Origin of the sequence: Gluconacetobacter sp., assembly GCF_047721585.1 — a bacterium.
In the GTDB taxonomy this organism is placed as follows: domain Bacteria; phylum Pseudomonadota; class Alphaproteobacteria; order Acetobacterales; family Acetobacteraceae; genus Gluconacetobacter; species Gluconacetobacter dulcium.
Genome location: NZ_JBDNXE010000090.1, coordinates 1 through 17,310 on the forward strand (window position 1 = coordinate 1; position 17,310 = coordinate 17,310).

The 17,310-nt window shown below is 66.2% G+C and carries 17 protein-coding genes and 1 pseudogene; 13 read left to right on the forward strand and 5 right to left on the reverse strand.

From position 1 onward, the window contains the following. Positions 1-296 (reverse strand): preprotein translocase subunit SecG (gene secG, locus ABF821_RS14810; RefSeq protein ID WP_415530547.1); only part of this gene is annotated, 296 nt, incomplete at its 3' end. A gap of 35 nt (positions 297-331) precedes the next feature. Beyond that, a complete protein-coding gene (gene tpiA / locus ABF821_RS14815; protein WP_415530549.1) occupies positions 332-1,075 on the reverse strand; it encodes a triose-phosphate isomerase in 744 nt (247 codons plus the stop codon). A 223-nt stretch (positions 1,076-1,298) separates the two neighbouring features. On the opposite strand from tpiA, the gene ABF821_RS14820 reads away from it, so the two are divergent. From ABF821_RS14820 to moaC, 6 genes are all read left to right on the forward strand, one after another. Then, positions 1,299-3,233, forward strand: coding sequence for a peptidyl-prolyl cis-trans isomerase (locus ABF821_RS14820; RefSeq protein WP_415530550.1), 1,935 nt, complete (start codon positions 1,299-1,301; stop codon positions 3,231-3,233). Next, entirely contained in the window at positions 3,230-4,798 is a 1,569-nt protein-coding gene (gene trpE, locus ABF821_RS14825) for an anthranilate synthase component I (protein WP_310888949.1), read from the forward strand. Before ABF821_RS14820 ends, trpE begins: the two co-directional genes overlap by 4 nt. Positions 4,799-4,941: 143 nt before the next feature. Beyond that, positions 4,942-5,538: an anthranilate synthase component II gene (locus ABF821_RS14830; RefSeq protein WP_182972595.1), complete on the forward strand. Its 597-nt coding sequence runs from the start codon at positions 4,942-4,944 to the stop codon at positions 5,536-5,538. Positions 5,539-5,544: 6 nt separating this feature from the next. Then, positions 5,545-6,660 (forward strand): anthranilate phosphoribosyltransferase, encoded by a 1,116-nt coding sequence (gene trpD / locus ABF821_RS14835; RefSeq protein ID WP_415530551.1) that lies wholly within the window; start codon positions 5,545-5,547, stop codon positions 6,658-6,660. A 2-nt stretch (positions 6,661-6,662) separates the two neighbouring features. After that, positions 6,663-7,523, forward strand: coding sequence for an indole-3-glycerol phosphate synthase TrpC (gene trpC, locus ABF821_RS14840; protein WP_182972597.1), 861 nt, complete (start codon positions 6,663-6,665; stop codon positions 7,521-7,523). A gap of 12 nt (positions 7,524-7,535) precedes the next feature. Continuing rightward, positions 7,536-8,036 carry a cyclic pyranopterin monophosphate synthase MoaC gene (gene moaC, locus ABF821_RS14845; protein ID WP_375288952.1) on the forward strand — a complete coding sequence of 167 codons (501 nt, stop codon included), beginning with the start codon at positions 7,536-7,538 and terminating at the stop codon, positions 8,034-8,036. Positions 8,037-8,075: 39 nt separating this feature from the next. Here the strand turns inward: moaC and ABF821_RS14850 are convergent, their stop codons facing one another. Together ABF821_RS14850 and ABF821_RS14855 are read right to left on the reverse strand one after the other, a co-directional pair. Beyond that, positions 8,076-9,494 (reverse strand): helix-turn-helix domain-containing protein, encoded by a 1,419-nt coding sequence (locus tag ABF821_RS14850; RefSeq protein ID WP_183009474.1) that lies wholly within the window; start codon positions 9,492-9,494, stop codon positions 8,076-8,078. Beyond that, positions 9,457-9,777 carry a hypothetical protein gene (locus ABF821_RS14855; RefSeq protein ID WP_182972600.1) on the reverse strand — a complete coding sequence of 107 codons (321 nt, stop codon included), beginning with the start codon at positions 9,775-9,777 and terminating at the stop codon, positions 9,457-9,459. The genes ABF821_RS14850 and ABF821_RS14855 overlap by 38 nt, the downstream gene beginning before the upstream one ends. On the opposite strand from ABF821_RS14855, the gene pdhA reads away from it, so the two are divergent. From pdhA to ABF821_RS14890, 7 genes and pseudogenes are all read left to right on the forward strand, one after another. Further along, positions 9,766-10,791 (forward strand): pyruvate dehydrogenase (acetyl-transferring) E1 component subunit alpha, encoded by a 1,026-nt coding sequence (gene pdhA, locus ABF821_RS14860; protein ID WP_183009476.1) that lies wholly within the window; start codon positions 9,766-9,768, stop codon positions 10,789-10,791. The genes ABF821_RS14855 and pdhA overlap by 12 nt on opposite strands. Continuing rightward, positions 10,740-10,895 (forward strand): annotated as a pseudogene (locus ABF821_RS14865) (hypothetical protein); the annotation flags it as partial. The gene pdhA and the pseudogene ABF821_RS14865, both read left to right, overlap by 52 nt. Beyond that, positions 10,834-12,141 carry a pyruvate dehydrogenase complex E1 component subunit beta gene (locus ABF821_RS14870; protein WP_415530555.1) on the forward strand — a complete coding sequence of 436 codons (1,308 nt, stop codon included), beginning with the start codon at positions 10,834-10,836 and terminating at the stop codon, positions 12,139-12,141. The pseudogene ABF821_RS14865 and the gene ABF821_RS14870, both read left to right, overlap by 62 nt. Before the next feature lie 12 nt (positions 12,142-12,153). Beyond that, positions 12,154-13,422 carry a pyruvate dehydrogenase complex dihydrolipoamide acetyltransferase gene (locus ABF821_RS14875; RefSeq protein WP_415530552.1) on the forward strand — a complete coding sequence of 423 codons (1,269 nt, stop codon included), beginning with the start codon at positions 12,154-12,156 and terminating at the stop codon, positions 13,420-13,422. Positions 13,423-13,697: 275 nt separating this feature from the next. Next, positions 13,698-15,107, forward strand: coding sequence for a dihydrolipoyl dehydrogenase (gene lpdA, locus ABF821_RS14880; protein ID WP_415530553.1), 1,410 nt, complete (start codon positions 13,698-13,700; stop codon positions 15,105-15,107). Positions 15,108-15,245: 138 nt separating this feature from the next. Next, positions 15,246-16,235 (forward strand): lipoyl synthase, encoded by a 990-nt coding sequence (gene lipA / locus ABF821_RS14885; protein ID WP_182972605.1) that lies wholly within the window; start codon positions 15,246-15,248, stop codon positions 16,233-16,235. After that, positions 16,235-16,732 carry a type II toxin-antitoxin system RatA family toxin gene (locus ABF821_RS14890; RefSeq protein ID WP_182972606.1) on the forward strand — a complete coding sequence of 166 codons (498 nt, stop codon included), beginning with the start codon at positions 16,235-16,237 and terminating at the stop codon, positions 16,730-16,732. Before lipA ends, ABF821_RS14890 begins: the two co-directional genes overlap by 1 nt. Positions 16,733-16,934: 202 nt before the next feature. On the opposite strand, the gene ABF821_RS14895 is transcribed toward ABF821_RS14890, so the two are convergent. Further along, on the reverse strand, positions 16,935-17,310 hold a 376-nt coding region (locus tag ABF821_RS14895), incomplete at its 5' end, for a hypothetical protein (RefSeq protein WP_415530554.1).

The window sequence follows — 17,310 nt, forward strand, 5'->3', positions numbered from 1 at the left end:
GCCGGAGCGGGCGTGGGGGCCGTCGGAGCGGGCGGCTGGGCCAGGATGTCATGGCCGCCACCGGTCGCGGCACCCCGGTTCATGACCGCCAGGGTCAGCGACAGCACCATGAAGATGCCGGCCAGGACCGAGGTGGTGCGCGTCAGCAGGTTGGCCGTCCCGCGCCCGGACATGAAGCTGCCCATGCCCTGGCTGCTGCCGATACCCAGGCCGCCGCCTTCGCTGCGCTGGATCAGGACGGTGCCGATCAGGGCCAGGGTGACGAACAGGTGCAGAAAAAGCAGGACGGTGATCATTCTCGACTTCCGATAGGGCGGCGCAGACCGACCGTTTACAGGTCAATGGCGGCGCGGACAATCGGCAGAAATGCGTCCGCCTTCAGGCTGGCGCCGCCCACCAGCGCGCCACCGACCTCGGCGATCGGCAGAATGGCGGGGGCCTCGCGCCCATTGACCGACCCGCCATAGAGAATCCGCATGGTCTTTCCGGCCTCGCCGAACTGGCGCGTGAGCTCGGCGCGGATGAAGCCCATCATGTCCGCGATGTCCTGCGTCGACGCAGGCACGCCCGAGCCGATGGCCCAGATCGGCTCATAGGCCACGATGCCGTTGAAATTGTCGGGCAGCGAGCCCTTGATCTGCCAGCCGACGGCGTCCTGATACTCGCCGGCGGCGCGCTGGTCGGCGCTCTCGCCGATGCAGACGATCGGCGTCAGGCCGGCTTCCATCGCGGCCACGGCCTTCTCGCGCACCGTTTCGTCGAGCTCGCCATGGTCCCGCCGACGCTCGGAATGGCCGAGGATGACGTATTCCACGCCCAGTTCGGCCAGCATGGCGGCCGAGATATCACCGGTATGCGCGCCCGACGGCGCGTGATGGCAGTTCTGGGCACCCAGCGCGATGCCGGTGCCCTTCAGCAGGGGCCCTATGGCCGCCAGTTGGGTGAAGGGCGGGCAGACCACCACCGGCGGCGGGTTGGGAATGGCTTCCAGACCCTGTGCGATCGCGCTCACGAGGTCGCGCGACGGGGCTGTGAGCCCGTTCATCTTCCAGTTGCCGACGATCATCTGCCTCATGTGGCTTGATCCCTTGTTTATATTGTGGGGCCGTGTGCGCCGCCCGGTCGCCGTTACCGTACACCATGCGCGCCGCGCCAGCACAATGGCCACGCGCCAACGCGGCACCCGCGCACAGGGTTCTGGTCAATCGCGGGCCGTATCCTTATGGTGCCCGGCCGAATAAGGCGGCCATCCGGTCGCCATAGTCGCTTGTGCCGCCTTCGCCCGGATATTGCCGTTCATGATTTCCTTCCTGCGTCACGTCTTTGTCGATTCCTGGCTGGGGCGCGTTATCGCCGGCCTGTTATTCCTGGCCTTTGTCGGCTGGGGCGTGGGCGACGTTCTGTCGAATATCGGCAGCGAGCGCGCCGATGTCATCGTGCGGGTGGGCGGTCAGACCGTGACCACCGAGGATTTCCTCTCGGCCGTGCAGAACGAATTGCAGCAGGTCGCCCGCCAGTCAGGGATGACCGACCCGGCGCAATTGCCGGTGGCGACACGGCGACAGGCGGCGGAGCAGGTGTTGCAGCGGCTGATGATGCAGTCCGAGATCACGTTGTCGGCGGAGCGGCTGGGCGTGACCGTGCCGGATGACGCGCTGCGCACGGAAGTGTTCGGGCTGCCGGCCTTCAAGGGACCGGACGGCCGATTCGACCGCAAGCTGTTCGATTCGCGCCTTCAGCAGATCGGCATGACCGAAAAGCGCCTGCTCGATCTGATCCGCGCCGACCTTGCCGTGCGCGCGCTGGTCGAACCGCTCCAGAACGGTGCCCGCGCGCCGGAGACCATGGTCCGCCACGTGTTCGATTTCGATGCCCAGACCCGGACCATCGACCTGGTGCGCTTTCCGCTGACCGCGCAGGCGGTTCCGACGCCCGACGCGGCGCAACTGCATCGCTTCTACGACAATCATTCCTGGCTGTTTCAGACGCCCGAATACCGCCATGCGCGCATCGTCGTGCTGTCGCCCGACAGCGTGGCGCAGTCGGTCGAGATCCCCGATGCCGAACTGAAGCGGCTGTATGAGGCCGAGGCCGCGAAATACAACGTTCCGGAAACCCGTACCGTGCAGATCGTGACGGCGCCCAGCCAGGCACGCGCGCAGGCCATCGCCGACCAGTGGAAAGCCGGCGCCGAGTGGGACCGCATCCAGGCCGACGCCAAGGATTCCGCCACGGTGCAGATGGATAACGTCCGCCAGGTGGGCATTCCCTCGGTGGGGCTGGCCAAGCTGGTCTTCGCCGCTCCGCTCGCCAACCTTCAGGGGCCGGTGCAGGTCGATACCGGCTGGGTCGTCTTCAGGGTCACGCTGGTTACGCCGCCGCATGTGACCACGTTCGATGCCGCCCGGCAGGAACTGCGCGAGCAGATCGCCCATGGTCAGGCCGCGGAACTGGTCGGCCAGCGCGTGCAGAAGCTCCAGGACGCGATCGCCGGCGGCGGGCTGGACCATATTCCCGACAATCTCGGCGCGGCGGCCATCGCCGGCACGCTGAACGCGCAGGGCATGACCCAGGGGGGAGAGACCGCGCCGATCCCGGCATCGCCCGCCCTGCGCAAGGCGATCATCGAGAAGGTCTTCAGCCAGGCGAAGGGGGCGAACCCCACGCTGGTCCAGGGGCCGGAAAATGGCTGGTACGCGGTCGCGGTCGACAGCATCATACCGGCGCAGGTCCAGCCCTTCGACGCGGCCGCCGCGCAGGTGCGCGCCGCCTGGGACGACGAGGCCCGCCGCCATGCGGCCAATGTCGCGGCCACCGCGCTGTATGTCGCGGCCAAGGACCATGGCGGTGTCGCGGCTGCGGCCGCTGCCGCCGGCCAGCCGGTCGAGCATCCGGCGCCGCTGGCGCGTGGACAGGCGGTGGAGGGCGTGCCCGAAGAACTGGCCCAACTGGCTTTCCGCCTCGACAAGACGGGGCAGACGATGATGCTGGATGGGCCTGACGGTTTTTATGTCGCGACGCTGACCGCGATTATCCATCCCGCGCCGGACAAGGAGGCGATGCGCGTCGGGCGTATCCGCAGCGCCATGTCGCAGGCGCTGGCGGATGATATCGGGATGTCCTACGCCGCGGCCCTTCAGCAGGTGGTCAAGCCCAAGACCAATATGAGTGCCCTGAAATCGGCCCTGGCCTCGGTGAGCGGGACTGGCGGCGCCGGAGAGACCAGCCCGTGACGACCATCGTTCAGACCATTCCCGCCGCGCCGACCCTTGAGGAACGCGAGGCGGCGCTGTCCGCCCTGCGACTGGGAGAGGGCAGCGTGGTCTGGAGTGTGGAGGCCGCCGATCTGCTGACGCCGGTCTCGGCCTATATGCGCCTGTCCCGGCTGGCCGGCGCGACCGATGCCAGTCCGGCCCGCAACGCCTTTCTGCTGGAAAGCGTCGAGGGCGGGGTGGCGCGGGGCCGCTATTCGGTGATCGGCCTGCTGCCGGACCTGATCTGGCGCTGCCATGACGGGAAGGCGGCGGTCAATCGCGCGCCCGACCGTGATTCCGCCGGTTTCGTCCCGGTTGCGGAGGCGCCGCTGGATTCGCTGCGCGCGATCATCCGCGACAGCCGGATGGGGTTGCCGGCGGGACTGCCGCCGATGACGGCCGGCCTGTTCGGCTATCTGGGATACGACATGGTGCGGCAGATGGAGCATCTGCCCGACAGCCCGCCCGACGATCTGGACCTGCCCGAGGGGGTGATGATCCGCCCCGGCCTGTTCGCCATCTTCGACACGGTGCGGGACGAACTGATCCTGGCGGCGCCGGTGCGCCCGAGCCCGGACCGCGCGCCCGAGCAGGTGTGGCAGGCGGCGGAAGACCTGATCGCGCTGGCGCGGCGGACGCTGTCGGAGCCGTTGGCGCTGCATGAGACCCGGCCGGATTATACCGGCCCGCTGGAGCCTCCGCGCTCGAACTTCACGCGCGAGGCGTTCTGCGCGATGGTCCGGCGCATCCAGGACTATATCGCGGCCGGCGATGCGTTTCAGGTCGTGCCCAGCCAGCGTTTCTCGACCCGGTTCACCCTGCCGCCGCTGGCGCTGTATCGGTCGCTTCGCCGCATCAACCCCGCGCCGTTCCTGTTCCACCTGGCCTTCGACGGATTTACGCTCGTCGGGTCGTCGCCCGAGATCCTGGTGCGCCTGCGCGACGGGCGGATGACGGTGCGGCCGCTGGCCGGCACCCGACCGCGTGGCCGCACGGCGGAGGAGGATCTGGCGCTGGAGCGGGATCTGCTGGCCGACCCCAAGGAACTGGCCGAGCATCTGATGCTGATCGATCTGGGCCGCAATGATGTCGGGCGGGTCTGTGCGGTCGGCAGCGTGAAGGTGACCGAGAAATTCGTGATCGAGCGGTTCAGCCACGTCATGCATATCTCGTCGAATGTCGAAGGCGCATTGCGGCCGGGGCTGGAGGCGCTGGATGCGCTGGTCGCGGGTTTTCCCGCCGGCACGCTGACCGGGGCGCCGAAGATCCGGGCGATGGAGATCATCGACGAGGTCGAGCCGACCCGCCGCGCCACCTATGCCGGCTGCATCGGCTATTTCGGTGCGAATGGCGAGATGGATACCTGCATCGGGTTGCGGATGGCCGTGGTCAAGGACGGGCAGATGCATGTGCAGGCCGGGTGCGGCGTGGTCGCCGACAGCGTGCCCGATGCGGAATACGAGGAAACCCAGCACAAGGCCCGCGCGTTGTTCCGCGCGGCCGAAGCGGCGGTGCGGTTCGCGCGCGGAGGCAATGCGGACTGACCGCACTGTCTATTTTGTTATAAAATTATACGTTCTCGCCTGATTTTCGTAACAAACGATCCAATTTTGGACGGTACGTATTATTTCGATGAAATTCTGAACTGTTGTTTGACCGGGCTGGAACAGCAGGCCATCATGTCGCCATGATCCTGCTGATCGATAATTACGACAGTTTCACCTTCAATCTCGTCCATTATCTGGGCGATCTGGGGGAACGGTGCGACGTACGGCGCAACGATGCGCTGACGGTTGACGAGGCCATGGCGCTGAAGCCCGAGGCGATCGTCCTGTCGCCCGGCCCGCGTTCGCCGAACGAGGCCGGGATCTGCTGCGACCTGATCCGCCGCGCGGCTGGTCATGTACCGATTTTCGGCGTCTGCCTGGGGCATCAGGCCATCGGGCAGGTCTTCGGTGGCACTGTGGTCCGGGCACCGGTGCCCATGCATGGCAAGGTCAGCCCGGTCTTTCATGATGGCAGTGGCGTGTTCGAAGGGTTGCCCGATCCCTTTATGGCGACCCGCTATCACAGCCTGACGGTCGAACCCGGTACGCTGCCGCCCGACCTTGTGGCCACGGCGCATACCGAGGATGGGGTCATCATGGGGCTTCGCCACCGGACGCTGCCGGTGTTTGGCGTCCAGTTTCATCCCGAAAGCATCGCGTCGGAACATGGGCACGCCATTCTGGCCAATTTCCTGGCGATTGCGCGCGGCCTCAATACGCCGCGAAAGGCGGCCTGACAGAAGATGGATGGCACGCCGGCCCTGACTGTCGCCCCGACCGACGCCTTCAGGGCCATTCTGAACCGGCTGGCGGTTGGGGAAACCCTGAACGAGGCCGATGCCGAACAGGCGTTCGGCCTGATCATGGATGGCGGCATCCCGGACATGCTGATCGCGGCGTTTCTGATGGCGCTGCGGGTGCGGGGCGAGCAGCGGGCCGAGTTGCTGGGCGCCGTGCGCGCCGTGCGGTCGCGCATGCGGCGAGTGGCGCCGGTACCGGCGGGCACGATCGATGTCTGCGGAACCGGCGGTGACGGGCTGGGAACGCTGAATATCTCGACCGCCGTTGCCTTCGTGCTGGCGGCGCTGGGGGTGCCGGTGGCCAAGCACGGCAACAAGGCGCTGTCGTCGCGATCGGGGGCGACCGATGTACTGGGTGCGCTGGGCGTGGCGGTGTCGGACGATCCGGCCGTGATCGCGGCGCGGCTGAACGAGGGGGGGCTGGCTTTCATGGCGGCCCCATCGCACCATCCGGCCATGCGCTTCGCCGCACCCGCGCGTTCGGCGCTGGGGATGCGGACGCTGTTCAACCTGATCGGCCCGCTGTGCAATCCGGCCGGCGTGACGCGCCAACTGGTCGGGGTGTTCGATCGGGCGTGGCTGCGGCCGGTCGTGGAGACGTTGCAGCTTCTGGGCTCGGAGTGCGCATGGGCCGTCCATGGCACATGCGGCGTGGGGCAGGGCGTTGATGAACTGACGCTGGCCGGCCCCACGGCGATCGTGGCTTTGCAGGACGGCGTTCTGTATGATTTCGTGCTGGAACCCGGCGATGCCGGTTTGCCCCATGCACCGATTTCGGCGATTGCGGGCGGAGGGCCTGCGGAGAACGCCGCCGCCCTGGAAGAATTGCTGGCCGGTGCCCGCGGGGCCTATCGCGACACGGTTCTGCTGAACACGGCGGCAGCGCTGCATGTGGCCGGACGTGGGGACATTCTGAAAGAAGGGAAAGTGCAGCCCGCATCTCTGCGGGCATTGGTCGCCGAGGCGGCCCGTGTTCTGGATGACGGGTCTGCACTGGCTGTCTTGAAATCCGCGCGCGCCGGCATGCCGTCCGTGCGGGACGAATTCATACAGGGTTGATCATGAACGATACCGCGACGAATCCCGCTCAGAACGAGTGCGGCACCGCCTCGGACCCGGATGGACTTCCGGATGTCCTTGCGCGCATCTGCGCCCGGACCAGGGTCGATGTCGCGCAACGGGCGACCGTGACGCCTCTGAAGGAGGTCACGGCCCGCGCTCGCGAAGTCAGCACGCCCACCCGTGGTTTCGGCCAGGCGCTGAAACAGCGGACGGCCGACCGCCAGATCGGGTTGATCGCGGAAATCAAGAAAGCCTCGCCCTCGGCGGGCATTCTGCGCGTCGACTACGATCCGGCGGGTATCGCCGCCGAATATGAAAAGGCTGGAGCCGCCTGTATCTCGGTGCTGACCGAGGGGTCGTGCTTTCATGGCTGCACGGAAGATCTGCAACGGGTGCGCGATGCCTGTTCGCTGCCGATCCTGCGCAAGGATTTCATTCTCGACCCCTGGCAGGTACATGAAAGCCGCATCATCGGCGCGGATTGCGTGCTGCTGATCCTGGCGGTCTTGACCGACAGCGAGGCTGCCGAACTGCTGGATATCGCGCGTGGACTGGATATGGACGTTCTGGTCGAGGTGCATGACGAGGCCGAACTGAACCGGGCGCTGGCGCTGGATACGTCGCTGATCGGAATCAATAACCGCAATCTCAAGACATTGAAGACGGACCTTGAGACGACGCTTCAGCTTGCGCCGCTGGTGCCGCCGGATCGGATCGTGGTGTCCGAGAGCGGGATCGGTACGCATGATGACGTCATGCGGCTCAACGCCATCGGGGCCAGTGGTTTTCTGGTGGGCGAAAGCCTGCTGCGCAATCCCTCGCCGGGCGCGGCGGCCCGCGTCCTGCTGGGTGATGCCTGAATCGTGCCGGTTGTGGGTGATCTGACGCATCTCGACGCGAACGGCCATGCCGTGATGGTGGATGTTGCCGGCAAGCCGGTCACCGAACGGCAGGCCGTCGCGCGGGGGCTGGTGACGATGCGGCCCGAAACGCTGGGGCTGATTCTCTCCGGCGGCATGAAGAAAGGTGATGTGCTGGCGGTTGCCCGGATTGCTGGCATCATGGCGGCGAAGAAGACCTCGGACCTCATTCCGCTCTGCCACGCGCTGGCCCTGAGTTCCGTGCGCATGGAATTGACGCCTGCCGGGGATGGCAGCGGGATCGAGATCGAGGCCAGTGTCGGCACGACCGCCCAGACCGGGGTGGAGATGGAGGCCCTGACGGCGGTCAGCGTCTGTGCGCTGACCCTTTACGACATGTGCAAGGCGGTGGACCGGGACATGACGATCAGCCATGTCCGCCTGATCCATAAATCCGGTGGACGATCCGGGCCGTATCAGCGGGCAGAAGTGCCGGCGGCCGCGTCGGAATAGGGTAGTGCCTGGGCAGGTTCGTCCGTGCGGGGCGTCTGGTCAGGCATTTGCGGCCGGCTGAAAGAAGAAGCCGCTCTGCGGCATCGCGCGGTGTTCGCAATCGGCGCGGACGCACGACCGGCAGCCGGGGCCGATCGAGATGAATGTGCGCGGATCGTGCAGGTTGAGCATCGACGAATAGACGACTTCGTCCGCGTGGGCGACGGAGCAGCCCAGGACGATCGCGCGTTTCGGCTGGCGGTCGAAGAATGACTGCGGGTGGGAGAGGACCGCCCGCGCCACGCTGATGAACAGGCCGCCTTCGGTATCCTGCGAAATCTGGATGATCAGCTTGCCGGCGGCGGAGAAGCTTTCGAAGACGTTCCAGCGTGGGCACAGCGCCCCGAAACGGGCGCGGCTGAAACGGTTGGCGCTGTAGCTTTTCAGTACATTCCCCGCCACATCCGCCTTGATGAAGTAGAACGGAACCCCTTCCGCGCCCGGACGCTGGAGGGACGAGAGCCGCTGGCATACCTGCTCGTAACTGGCCGAGAAGGTCGTTTGCAGGCAATCGATATCGTGCTTGAACGCCTTGGCCTTCGCCGCGAACAATTCATACGGCATCATGAGCCCGCCCGCGAAATAATTGGCCATTGCGGCACGGGCGATCGAACGGGTGTTCTCGTCGGACAGGAGCGGGTGACGGGCCGCCTCGTCGATCAGCGTGGAATATCCCAGATGGGCGATCAGCCGGGCCATGCAGAATGTCCGGGTCGGGCCGGACAGGCCGGGGACGAAACGGGCGGTTTTTTCGGTGCTGTCGAAATGGCAGGGGCTGCTGTTGGCGATGACGGGCGCGATGGTTGTCGTGGAGACCGTGACGCCGAAGCGATCGCGAAGATGGCGTTCCAGCCCTGTTCCGATCGTGTCGGTATCCAGCCGGGCGGTTTCGTACAATTGTTCGGCAGTGCGGTCGAGCGTGTCGAAATAGTTTCGCTCCGCCTGCACCCAGTCGCCGACGATCTCGTAGGCCGAGGAGAGTTTGGACCATGCCGAGGCGCGCTCGGCTTCCGTCCGTTTGTCGGGCTGACTCTCGGTGCCCTGTTCGTGCATGGTTCTGACCGAACGATAGAGTTCGAGAAACATCTTCACGAAAGCGGGATTGTCCCTGATCGCGCCATGAATCTCGCGTTCCGGCAGCGAAGACCGGAACATCGGGTCGCTGGAGGCTTCCCGCAGGAGCCGGAGCATCCGGATTTCACCGTCATCGCCGAAATAGCTCGGGGCGACGGAGAACATGTCGCATAGCGCCATCAGCAGCCGGCTAGGGACCGGCTTGGCGTTGTTTTCGATCTGATTGAGGTAACTGGCGGAAATGGCCAGGCGCTGGGCCATCATCCGCTGCGAGATCGCATTCGCGGTGCGCAGCGCGCGCACCCTGTTACCGCAGAACATCTTTCGGCCGCTGCTGTCGCTCACGTTCACTCCGTTTACCAAATGCGCTCGGTTTGTTTCCGACCCTACACCTCTTTCCGCCTTTGAGGACGGCCCCCAGCACGATAAAAAGGTGGCGAAAATCGTAAATCTGCCGTCGGATTTCGCCATTGCCGTCGCAGGTCGATTTATCGGGAAAGCCGTATTCCCGATCCGTAAACACGGCAAATTGAGTGAACATCATCTGACCGGAGCGCCAGAGAGCGGGGGCATCATCCCGTTCCGGCGTCGCGGTGCGCAAAAAGGGAGAAAAACCATGGACGATCAAAAACCGTCCGGCACTGACGCGGGCGTTTCCGGCCCAGACCGGAACAATGCGATCTTCACCACGGACGAACTGAAGCACGCCTTTTACGACATGGTGCTGATCCGCCGGTTCGAGGAACGGGCCGGCCAGTTGTACGGCATGGGCCTGATCGGCGGCTTCTGCCATCTGTATATCGGCCAGGAAGCCGTGGTCGTCGGCATCCAGACGGAGCTGAAACCGGGCGACAAGCTCATCACCTCCTACCGCGACCATGGCCAGATGCTGGCCGCCGGGATGGACCCGCGTGGCGTCATGGCCGAACTGACCGGGCGCGAGGGCGGCTATTCCCGCGGCAAGGGCGGGTCGATGCACATGTTCTCGCGCGAGAAGAATTTCTATGGCGGGCACGGGATCGTCGGCGCGCAGGTCGCGCTCGGGATCGGGCTGGCCTTCGCGAACAAATATCGCGGCACCGACGAGGTTGCGATCGCCTATTTCGGCGAGGGAGCGTCCAACCAGGGCCAGGTCTATGAGAGCTTCAACCTGGCGGCGCTGCACAAGCTGCCCTGCGTGTTCGTGATCGAGAACAACCATTACGGCATGGGCACCAGCGTCGAGCGGGCCTCGGCCTCGAAGGCGTTGTGGCGCAACGGTGAACCCTGGGGGATTCCGGGGCGCAAGGTCGACGGCATGGATGTGGAAGCCGTGCGGCAGGCGGCGCGCGAGGCGGTCGAATATTGTCGTGCCGGCAAGGGGCCGTTCCTGCTGGAAATGGCCACTTATCGCTATCGCGGCCATTCCATGTCCGACCCGGCGAAATATCGTCCGCGCAGCGAAGTGGACGAGATGCGCAAGAACCACGACCCGATCGACCGGGTGCGTCGTGAATTGCTGGCCATCGGTGTCGATGAGGCGGAACTGAAAGCGATCGAGGACAAGGTGAAGGCAATTGTGGTCGATGCGGCCGATTTCGCGCAGAGCAGCCCGGAACCCGATCCGTCCGAATTGTGGACCGATGTGCTGGTGGAGGGCTGAACGATGACCACGCAGATCCTGATGCCCGCCCTGTCGCCGACCATGACCGAGGGCAAGCTGGCCCGCTGGCTGAAGACGCCCGGCGACCATATCGCCGCCGGTGACGTGATCGCCGAGATCGAGACCGACAAGGCGACGATGGAAGTCGAAGCCGTCGATGAAGGAACGCTGGGCGACATTCTGGTGCCGGAAGGCACGGAGCATGTCGCGGTGAATACGCCGATCGCGAACCTGCAATCGGACGGAGCGGAAGCCGCGCCGGCCACCAAGGCCGCTGCGCCGGCCGCGCCGCAGGCCGCGCAACAGGCCGCTCCAACCTCCGCCCAGGCCGCGCCTGCCGCACCGACGGTCGCGCCCGAAAAGGAATGGGGCGAGACGGTCGAGATTACGGTGCGCGAAGCCCTGCGCGACGCCATGGCCGCCGAATTGCGGCGGGATGAGGACGTGTTCCTGATCGGCGAGGAAGTCGCGCAGTACCAGGGGGCCTACAAGGTCTCGCAGGGGCTTCTGGACGAATTCGGCGAAAAGCGCGTGATCGACACGCCGATCACCGAACATGGCTTTACCGGCATGGCTGTCGGTGCCGCGCTGACGGGGCTGAAGCCCATTGTGGAATTCATGACCATGAATTTCGCGATGCAGGCGATCGACCACATCATCAATTCGGCGGCCAAGACGCGCTATATGTCGGGCGGCCAGATTTCCTGCCCGATCGTGTTCCGTGGCCCGAACGGTGCCGCCGCCCGCGTGGGCGCCCAGCATTCGCAATGCTATGCGAGCTGGTACGGCCATGTGCCGGGCCTGAAGGTGGTGGCGCCCTGGTCGGCGGCCGATGCCAAGGGGCTGCTGCGGGCCGCCATCCGCGATCCGAACCCGGTGATCGTGCTGGAAAACGAGATCCTGTACGGCCAGAAATTCCCGTGCCCGGTCGATGACGATTTCATCCTGCCGATCGGCCGCGCCAAGATCGAGCGCGAGGGGACGGATGTGACCATCGTCGCCTTCTCGATCATGGTCGGCACGGCGCTGGAAGCCGCCGCGATTCTGGCCGAGCAGGGGATTTCGGCCGAAGTGATCAATCTGCGGACCATCCGCCCGCTGGATACCGAGACGATCGTCGCCAGCGTGAAGAAGACCAACCGCCTGGTCTGCGTCGAGGAAGGTTGGCCCTTTGCCGGGATCGGCGCGGAAGTGGCGATGCAGGTCATCGAACATGCGTTCGATTATCTCGATGCGCCGCCTGCGCGGGTCGCCGGGGCCGATGTACCGATGCCCTTCGCCGCCAATCTGGAAAAGCTGGCCCTCCCGAACCCGACCTGGGTGGTGGATGCGGTCCGCAAGCTGGTCTGAGGAACGCGCGCCATGTCCGTGAATATCCTGATGCCGGCTTTGTCGCCGACCATGACCGAAGGCAAGCTGGCCCGCTGGCTGAAGAAGGAAGGCGAGGCTATCGCCTCCGGCGACGTGATCGCCGAGATCGAGACCGACAAGGCGACGATGGAAGTCGAAGCCGTCGATGAAGGGACGCTGGGGCGTATCCTGGTCGAGGCCGGGACCGAAGGCGTGAAGGTGAATGCGCCGATCGCCATTCTGGTGGCGGACGGTGAGGCGGTGCCGGATGCGGTGCCGACCGCAGGGGCGCCCGAAGCGGCTCCTGCCGCCCCGGCTGCGACGCCGGCCGTGGCGTCGGCTCCGCCGGCAGCCGCACCGGCTCCGGCCCCGGTCGCTGAGGCCGCGCCCAAGGCGGGACGGGTCTTTGCTTCACCGCTTGCTCGACGTATCGCGGCCCAGAAGGGTGTCGATCTGGGTAAGGTGAAGGGCAGTGGCCCGAATGGCCGCATCGTGCGCCGCGATGTCGAGGCGGCCCTGGCCGCGCCGGTTGCGGCGCCGGCCGCTCCCAAGGCCGCGCCGCAGCCCACGCCGACGATCGACGTGCCGCATACGGCGGTGCCGAACTCGTCGGTGCGCAAGGTCATCGCCCGCCGGCTGACCGAGGCGAAATCGACCATTCCGCATTTCTACGTCGCCATGGACGTGGAACTGGATGCGCTGCTGGCCCTGCGCGCGCAGCTCAATGCGTCCTCGCCGGCCGAAGGGCCGGGGGCGTTCAAGCTGTCGGTCAACGACCTGCTGATCAAGGCCGTCGCCGTTACGCTGCGGCGGGTGCCGAAGGTCAATGCGTCCTACACCGAGGATGCGACCATCCTGTATGACGATGTCGATGTCTCGGTCGCGGTGTCGGTACCCGACGGGCTGATCACGCCGATCATCCGCAATGCCGACCGCAAGTCGCTGAGCCAGATCAGCAACGAGGCGAAGGAGCTGATCGCCCGCGCCCGCGCCGGCAAGCTGAAGCCGCAGGAATTCCAGGGCGGTTCGTTCTCGATCTCGAACATGGGCATGTATGGGGTCAAGGAATTCTCGGCCATCATCAATCCGCCGCAGGCCGCCATCCTGGCCATCGCGGCGGGCGAGAAGCGGGCGGTGGTGAAGGGCGATGCGCTCGCGATCGCCACCGTCATGACGGTGACGCTGTCGGTCGATCATCGCGTGGTCGATGGCGCGCTGGCGGCGGAATGGGTCGCTGCCTTCCGCTCGGTGGTCGAATCGCCGCTCAGCCTCGTCGTCTGAACCGCCGTGGGGGGGGGGGGGGGGGGGGGGGGGCGGGGTGGGGCGGGGGGGGGGGGGCGGGGGGGGCCCCCCCCAACAACAAACACAAAAACAGAGACGGTGGGGGCGGGGGGGGGGCCGCGCGGCGGCGAGGGGGGGCGGGGGGGGTATGGGGGCGCGGCCTGCCGCGGGGGGGGCGACGCGCCGCGCCGCGTGGGCGGCTGACCCGCCGTGGCCCGGTTCGTCCGGGCCACGGGCTTTTCTGCACCGGCATCCTGCTCCGGGAACGTACATCCATGAACAAGACAGAATTCGATCTCGTCGTCGTCGGCGGTGGTCCCGGCGGGTATGTCGCCGCGATTCGCGCCGCCCAGCTTGGGCTCAAGGCCGCTGTGGTCGAGGCCAATCATCTGGGCGGTATCTGCCTCAACTGGGGCTGCATCCCGACCAAGGCCCTGCTGCGGGCCTCCGAGATCAATCACCTGCTGCACCATCTGGGCGAATTCGGCTTCGCGGCCGACAATGTGCGGTTCGACCTGCAAAAGGTGGTCAAGCGCTCGCGCCAGGTGGCCGGCCAGCTTTCCTCCGGCGTCGGGCATCTGCTGAAGAAGAACAAGGTCACGGTCTTCGACGGGTTCGGGGCGCTGGCGGGCAAGGATGGCAGCCGCCGCCTGCTGTCCGTGACCAAGGACGGCAAGCCGGTGGCGATGCTGAGTGCGCAGAACATCATCCTGGCGACCGGCGCGCGTGCCCGCGTGCTGCCGGGGCTGGAGCCTGACGGCAAGCTGATCTGGTCCTATCGCGAGGCGATGGTGCCGACCGAAATGCCCAAATCGCTGCTGGTGATCGGCTCGGGCGCGATCGGTATCGAGTTTGCCTCGTTCTATCGCAACATGGGCGCCGAGGTGACGGTCGTCGAAGTGCTGGACCGCATCCTGCCGGTCGAGGACGAGGAAATCAGCGCGCTGGCGCACAAGGCGTTCGTCAAGCAGGGCATGACCATCCTGACGGGCGCCAAGATCGGCCCGATCACCAAGGGCGCCAATAATGTAAGCCTGTCGGTCGAAGCCGGCGGCAAGACGCACGCCATTACCGTGGACCGTGTGATTTCGGCCGTGGGCATTGTGGGCAATGTCGAGAATCTCGGCCTGGAAGGCACCGCCGTTACCGTTGAGCGGACGCATGTGAAGGTCGATGCGACATGCTTCACCGGCGAGCCGGGCATTTACGCCATCGGCGATCTGGCCGGGCCGCCATGGCTGGCGCACAAGGCGAGCCATGAGGGCGTGATGTGCGTGGAGGCGATCGCCGGGCGGCATGTCCACCCGATCGACCCGCTGAACATCCCCGGCTGCACCTATTGCCGACCGCAGATCGCCTCGGTCGGCCTGACCGAGGCCCGCGCCAAGGAGGCCGGGCACAAGGTGCGCGTCGGCCGCTTCCCGTTCATCGGCAATGGCAAGGCGATTGCGATGGGCGAGCCCGAGGGGCTGGTCAAGACGGTGTTCGACGCCGAAACCGGCGAGTTGCTGGGCGCGCACATGATCGGTGCCGAGGTGACGGAAATGATCCAGGGCTACGTCATCGCCCGCACGTCGGAGTTGACCGACGCGGAACTGAAGGAAACGGTCTTTCCGCATCCCACCATCTCGGAAGCGATGCATGAGGCGGTGCTGGCGGCCTATGACGGGGCGCTGCACATCTGAATGGAGACTGAATGGAGACGCCGGGAGGCTGCTCCTGAGCTTTTGATCGCCGGCGCGCGGGGAGGGGGGATGTTTGCTTGACGCGCCCCCCGCGACGTTCCACTTCTGGCTGTCTGTCTGCTTTATGGGTTCTGCCTTATGTCCACGCGCGTGGTGATCGACCATAGAAAAGGCGGTGCGCTGCTCCGTCATCCCGAGAAGGCGCATCGGCCGGACAACCCCATCGCCCGCAAGCCGGACTGGATCCGCGTCAAGGCGCCCAATCACCCGGTGTACCACGAGACCCGCGCCCTGATGCGCGAGCAGAAGCTGGTGACGGTGTGCGAGGAAGCGGCGTGCCCGAATATCGGCGAATGCTGGTCGCAGCGTCACGCCACCATGATGATCATGGGCGAGATCTGCACCCGGGCCTGCGCCTTCTGCAACGTCACCACCGGGATGCCCAACCCGCTGGATGACGGCGAGCCCGAGCGTGTGGGCGAGGCCGTGGCCAAGCTGGGCCTGCGCCATGTCGTCATCACCTCGGTCGATCGCGACGATCTGCCCGATGGCGGTGCCGCGCATTTTGCCCGTGTGATCGGGGCGGTGCGCGCGGCGTCGCCCACCACCACCATCGAGATCCTGACCCCGGATTTCCTGCGCAAGCCGGCGTCGCTGGAAGTGGTCGTGGCGGCGCGTCCGGACGTGTTCAACCATAATCTGGAAACCGTGCCGCGGCTGTACACCTCCATTCGCCCCGGTGCGCGCTATTATCAGTCACTACGGCTGCTGGATGACGTGAAGCGCCATGATCCGTCGATCTTCACCAAATCGGGCCTGATGGTCGGGCTGGGCGAGGAACGGCCCGAGATCTTGCAGGTGATGGACGATCTGCGGGTGGCGGATGTCGATTTCATCACGCTGGGCCAGTATCTTCAGCCGACGGTGAAGCATGCGCCGGTCAGGCATTTCGTCACGCCGGACGAATTCGCCGATTATGCCGCGATGGCGCGGGCCAAGGGGTTCCTGCAAGTGAGCGCCTCGCCGCTGACCCGCTCCTCCTACCATGCCGATTCCGACTTCGCCGAACTGCGCGCGGCGCGCGAGGCGAAGCTGGCGGCGGTGCGCGGCGGGGCGGAGAGCGTCTGATGCCGACGCATGCGGAACGTCGCTTAATTGCCTATGCGCCGGAACAGTTGTTCGATCTGGTGGCCGATATCGGCAAATATCCGCAATTCCTGCCCTGGTGCGCCGCCGCCCGCGTGCGCACCCGCACCGAGACCGAACTGGTGGCCGACCTGACCATCGGCTTCGGCCCGTTCCGTGAGACGTTTACCAGCCGCGTGGACCTTGAACATCCGACGCGCATCCGCGTGCGTTATGAAAGAGGGCCGTTCCGTTACCTGAACAATGTCTGGACCTTTACGCCGGACCCACGGGGCTGCCTGGTCGATTTCTTCGTCGATTTCGAATTCCGCTCGCGCCTGTTGCAGGCCGCGATCGGGGTGGTGTTCAACGAGGCCGTGCGCCTGATGGTCTCGGCCTTCATCCGGCGGGCGCGCGATATCTACGGGCCGCCGCCCGCGACCGACAAGACATTGGCGCAGCCCACGACTGCGCAGCCGGCCGGAACCGGAGGCGCCTGAGGGACGTTGGCATTGGCGCAAGGTGGCATGATGGCCCAGGGCCGTCATGACGCCGCGTGCCCGCATGCGGGCGCGTCCCAGCCTTTGGAGGAACGATCGTGATGAAATTGTCTTTCGGTCCGATGATTGTCGCCGCAGCCCTGGTTGTCGGTACGCCGGTCCTCGCGGAGCCTCACCACCACCATCATCACCATAAGGATCATCAGGAATCGGCCACGGGTTCGTCCACGACCGATGATCTGAACGCCAAGAGCCTCGCCACCGCCCGTGCCGGCAACCCGCCGCCGCCCGAGGCGGCGATCCCGCCCGGTGCCGTTCCGTCCGGTGCCGTTCCTCCGGGCACCGCGCCCATGATGTCGATGCCCACCGAGCCCACCGCAACCGTTCCCGCGGGAACCGGGACGATCTCGCCGCCCACCCCTGCGGCACCCACGATGCCGGAGCGTTCGCCGCAATAAGTCCGGAGCAAGTCCGGCCATCCGGACAGGCGTTGCCGGCCCGCCGGCGCCGGCCGGGCCGGCCCGGGGTGTTGTGTGGGGCGGCGCTTTCCGGCCCCCGCGCCCCCCCCCGGCGGGGGG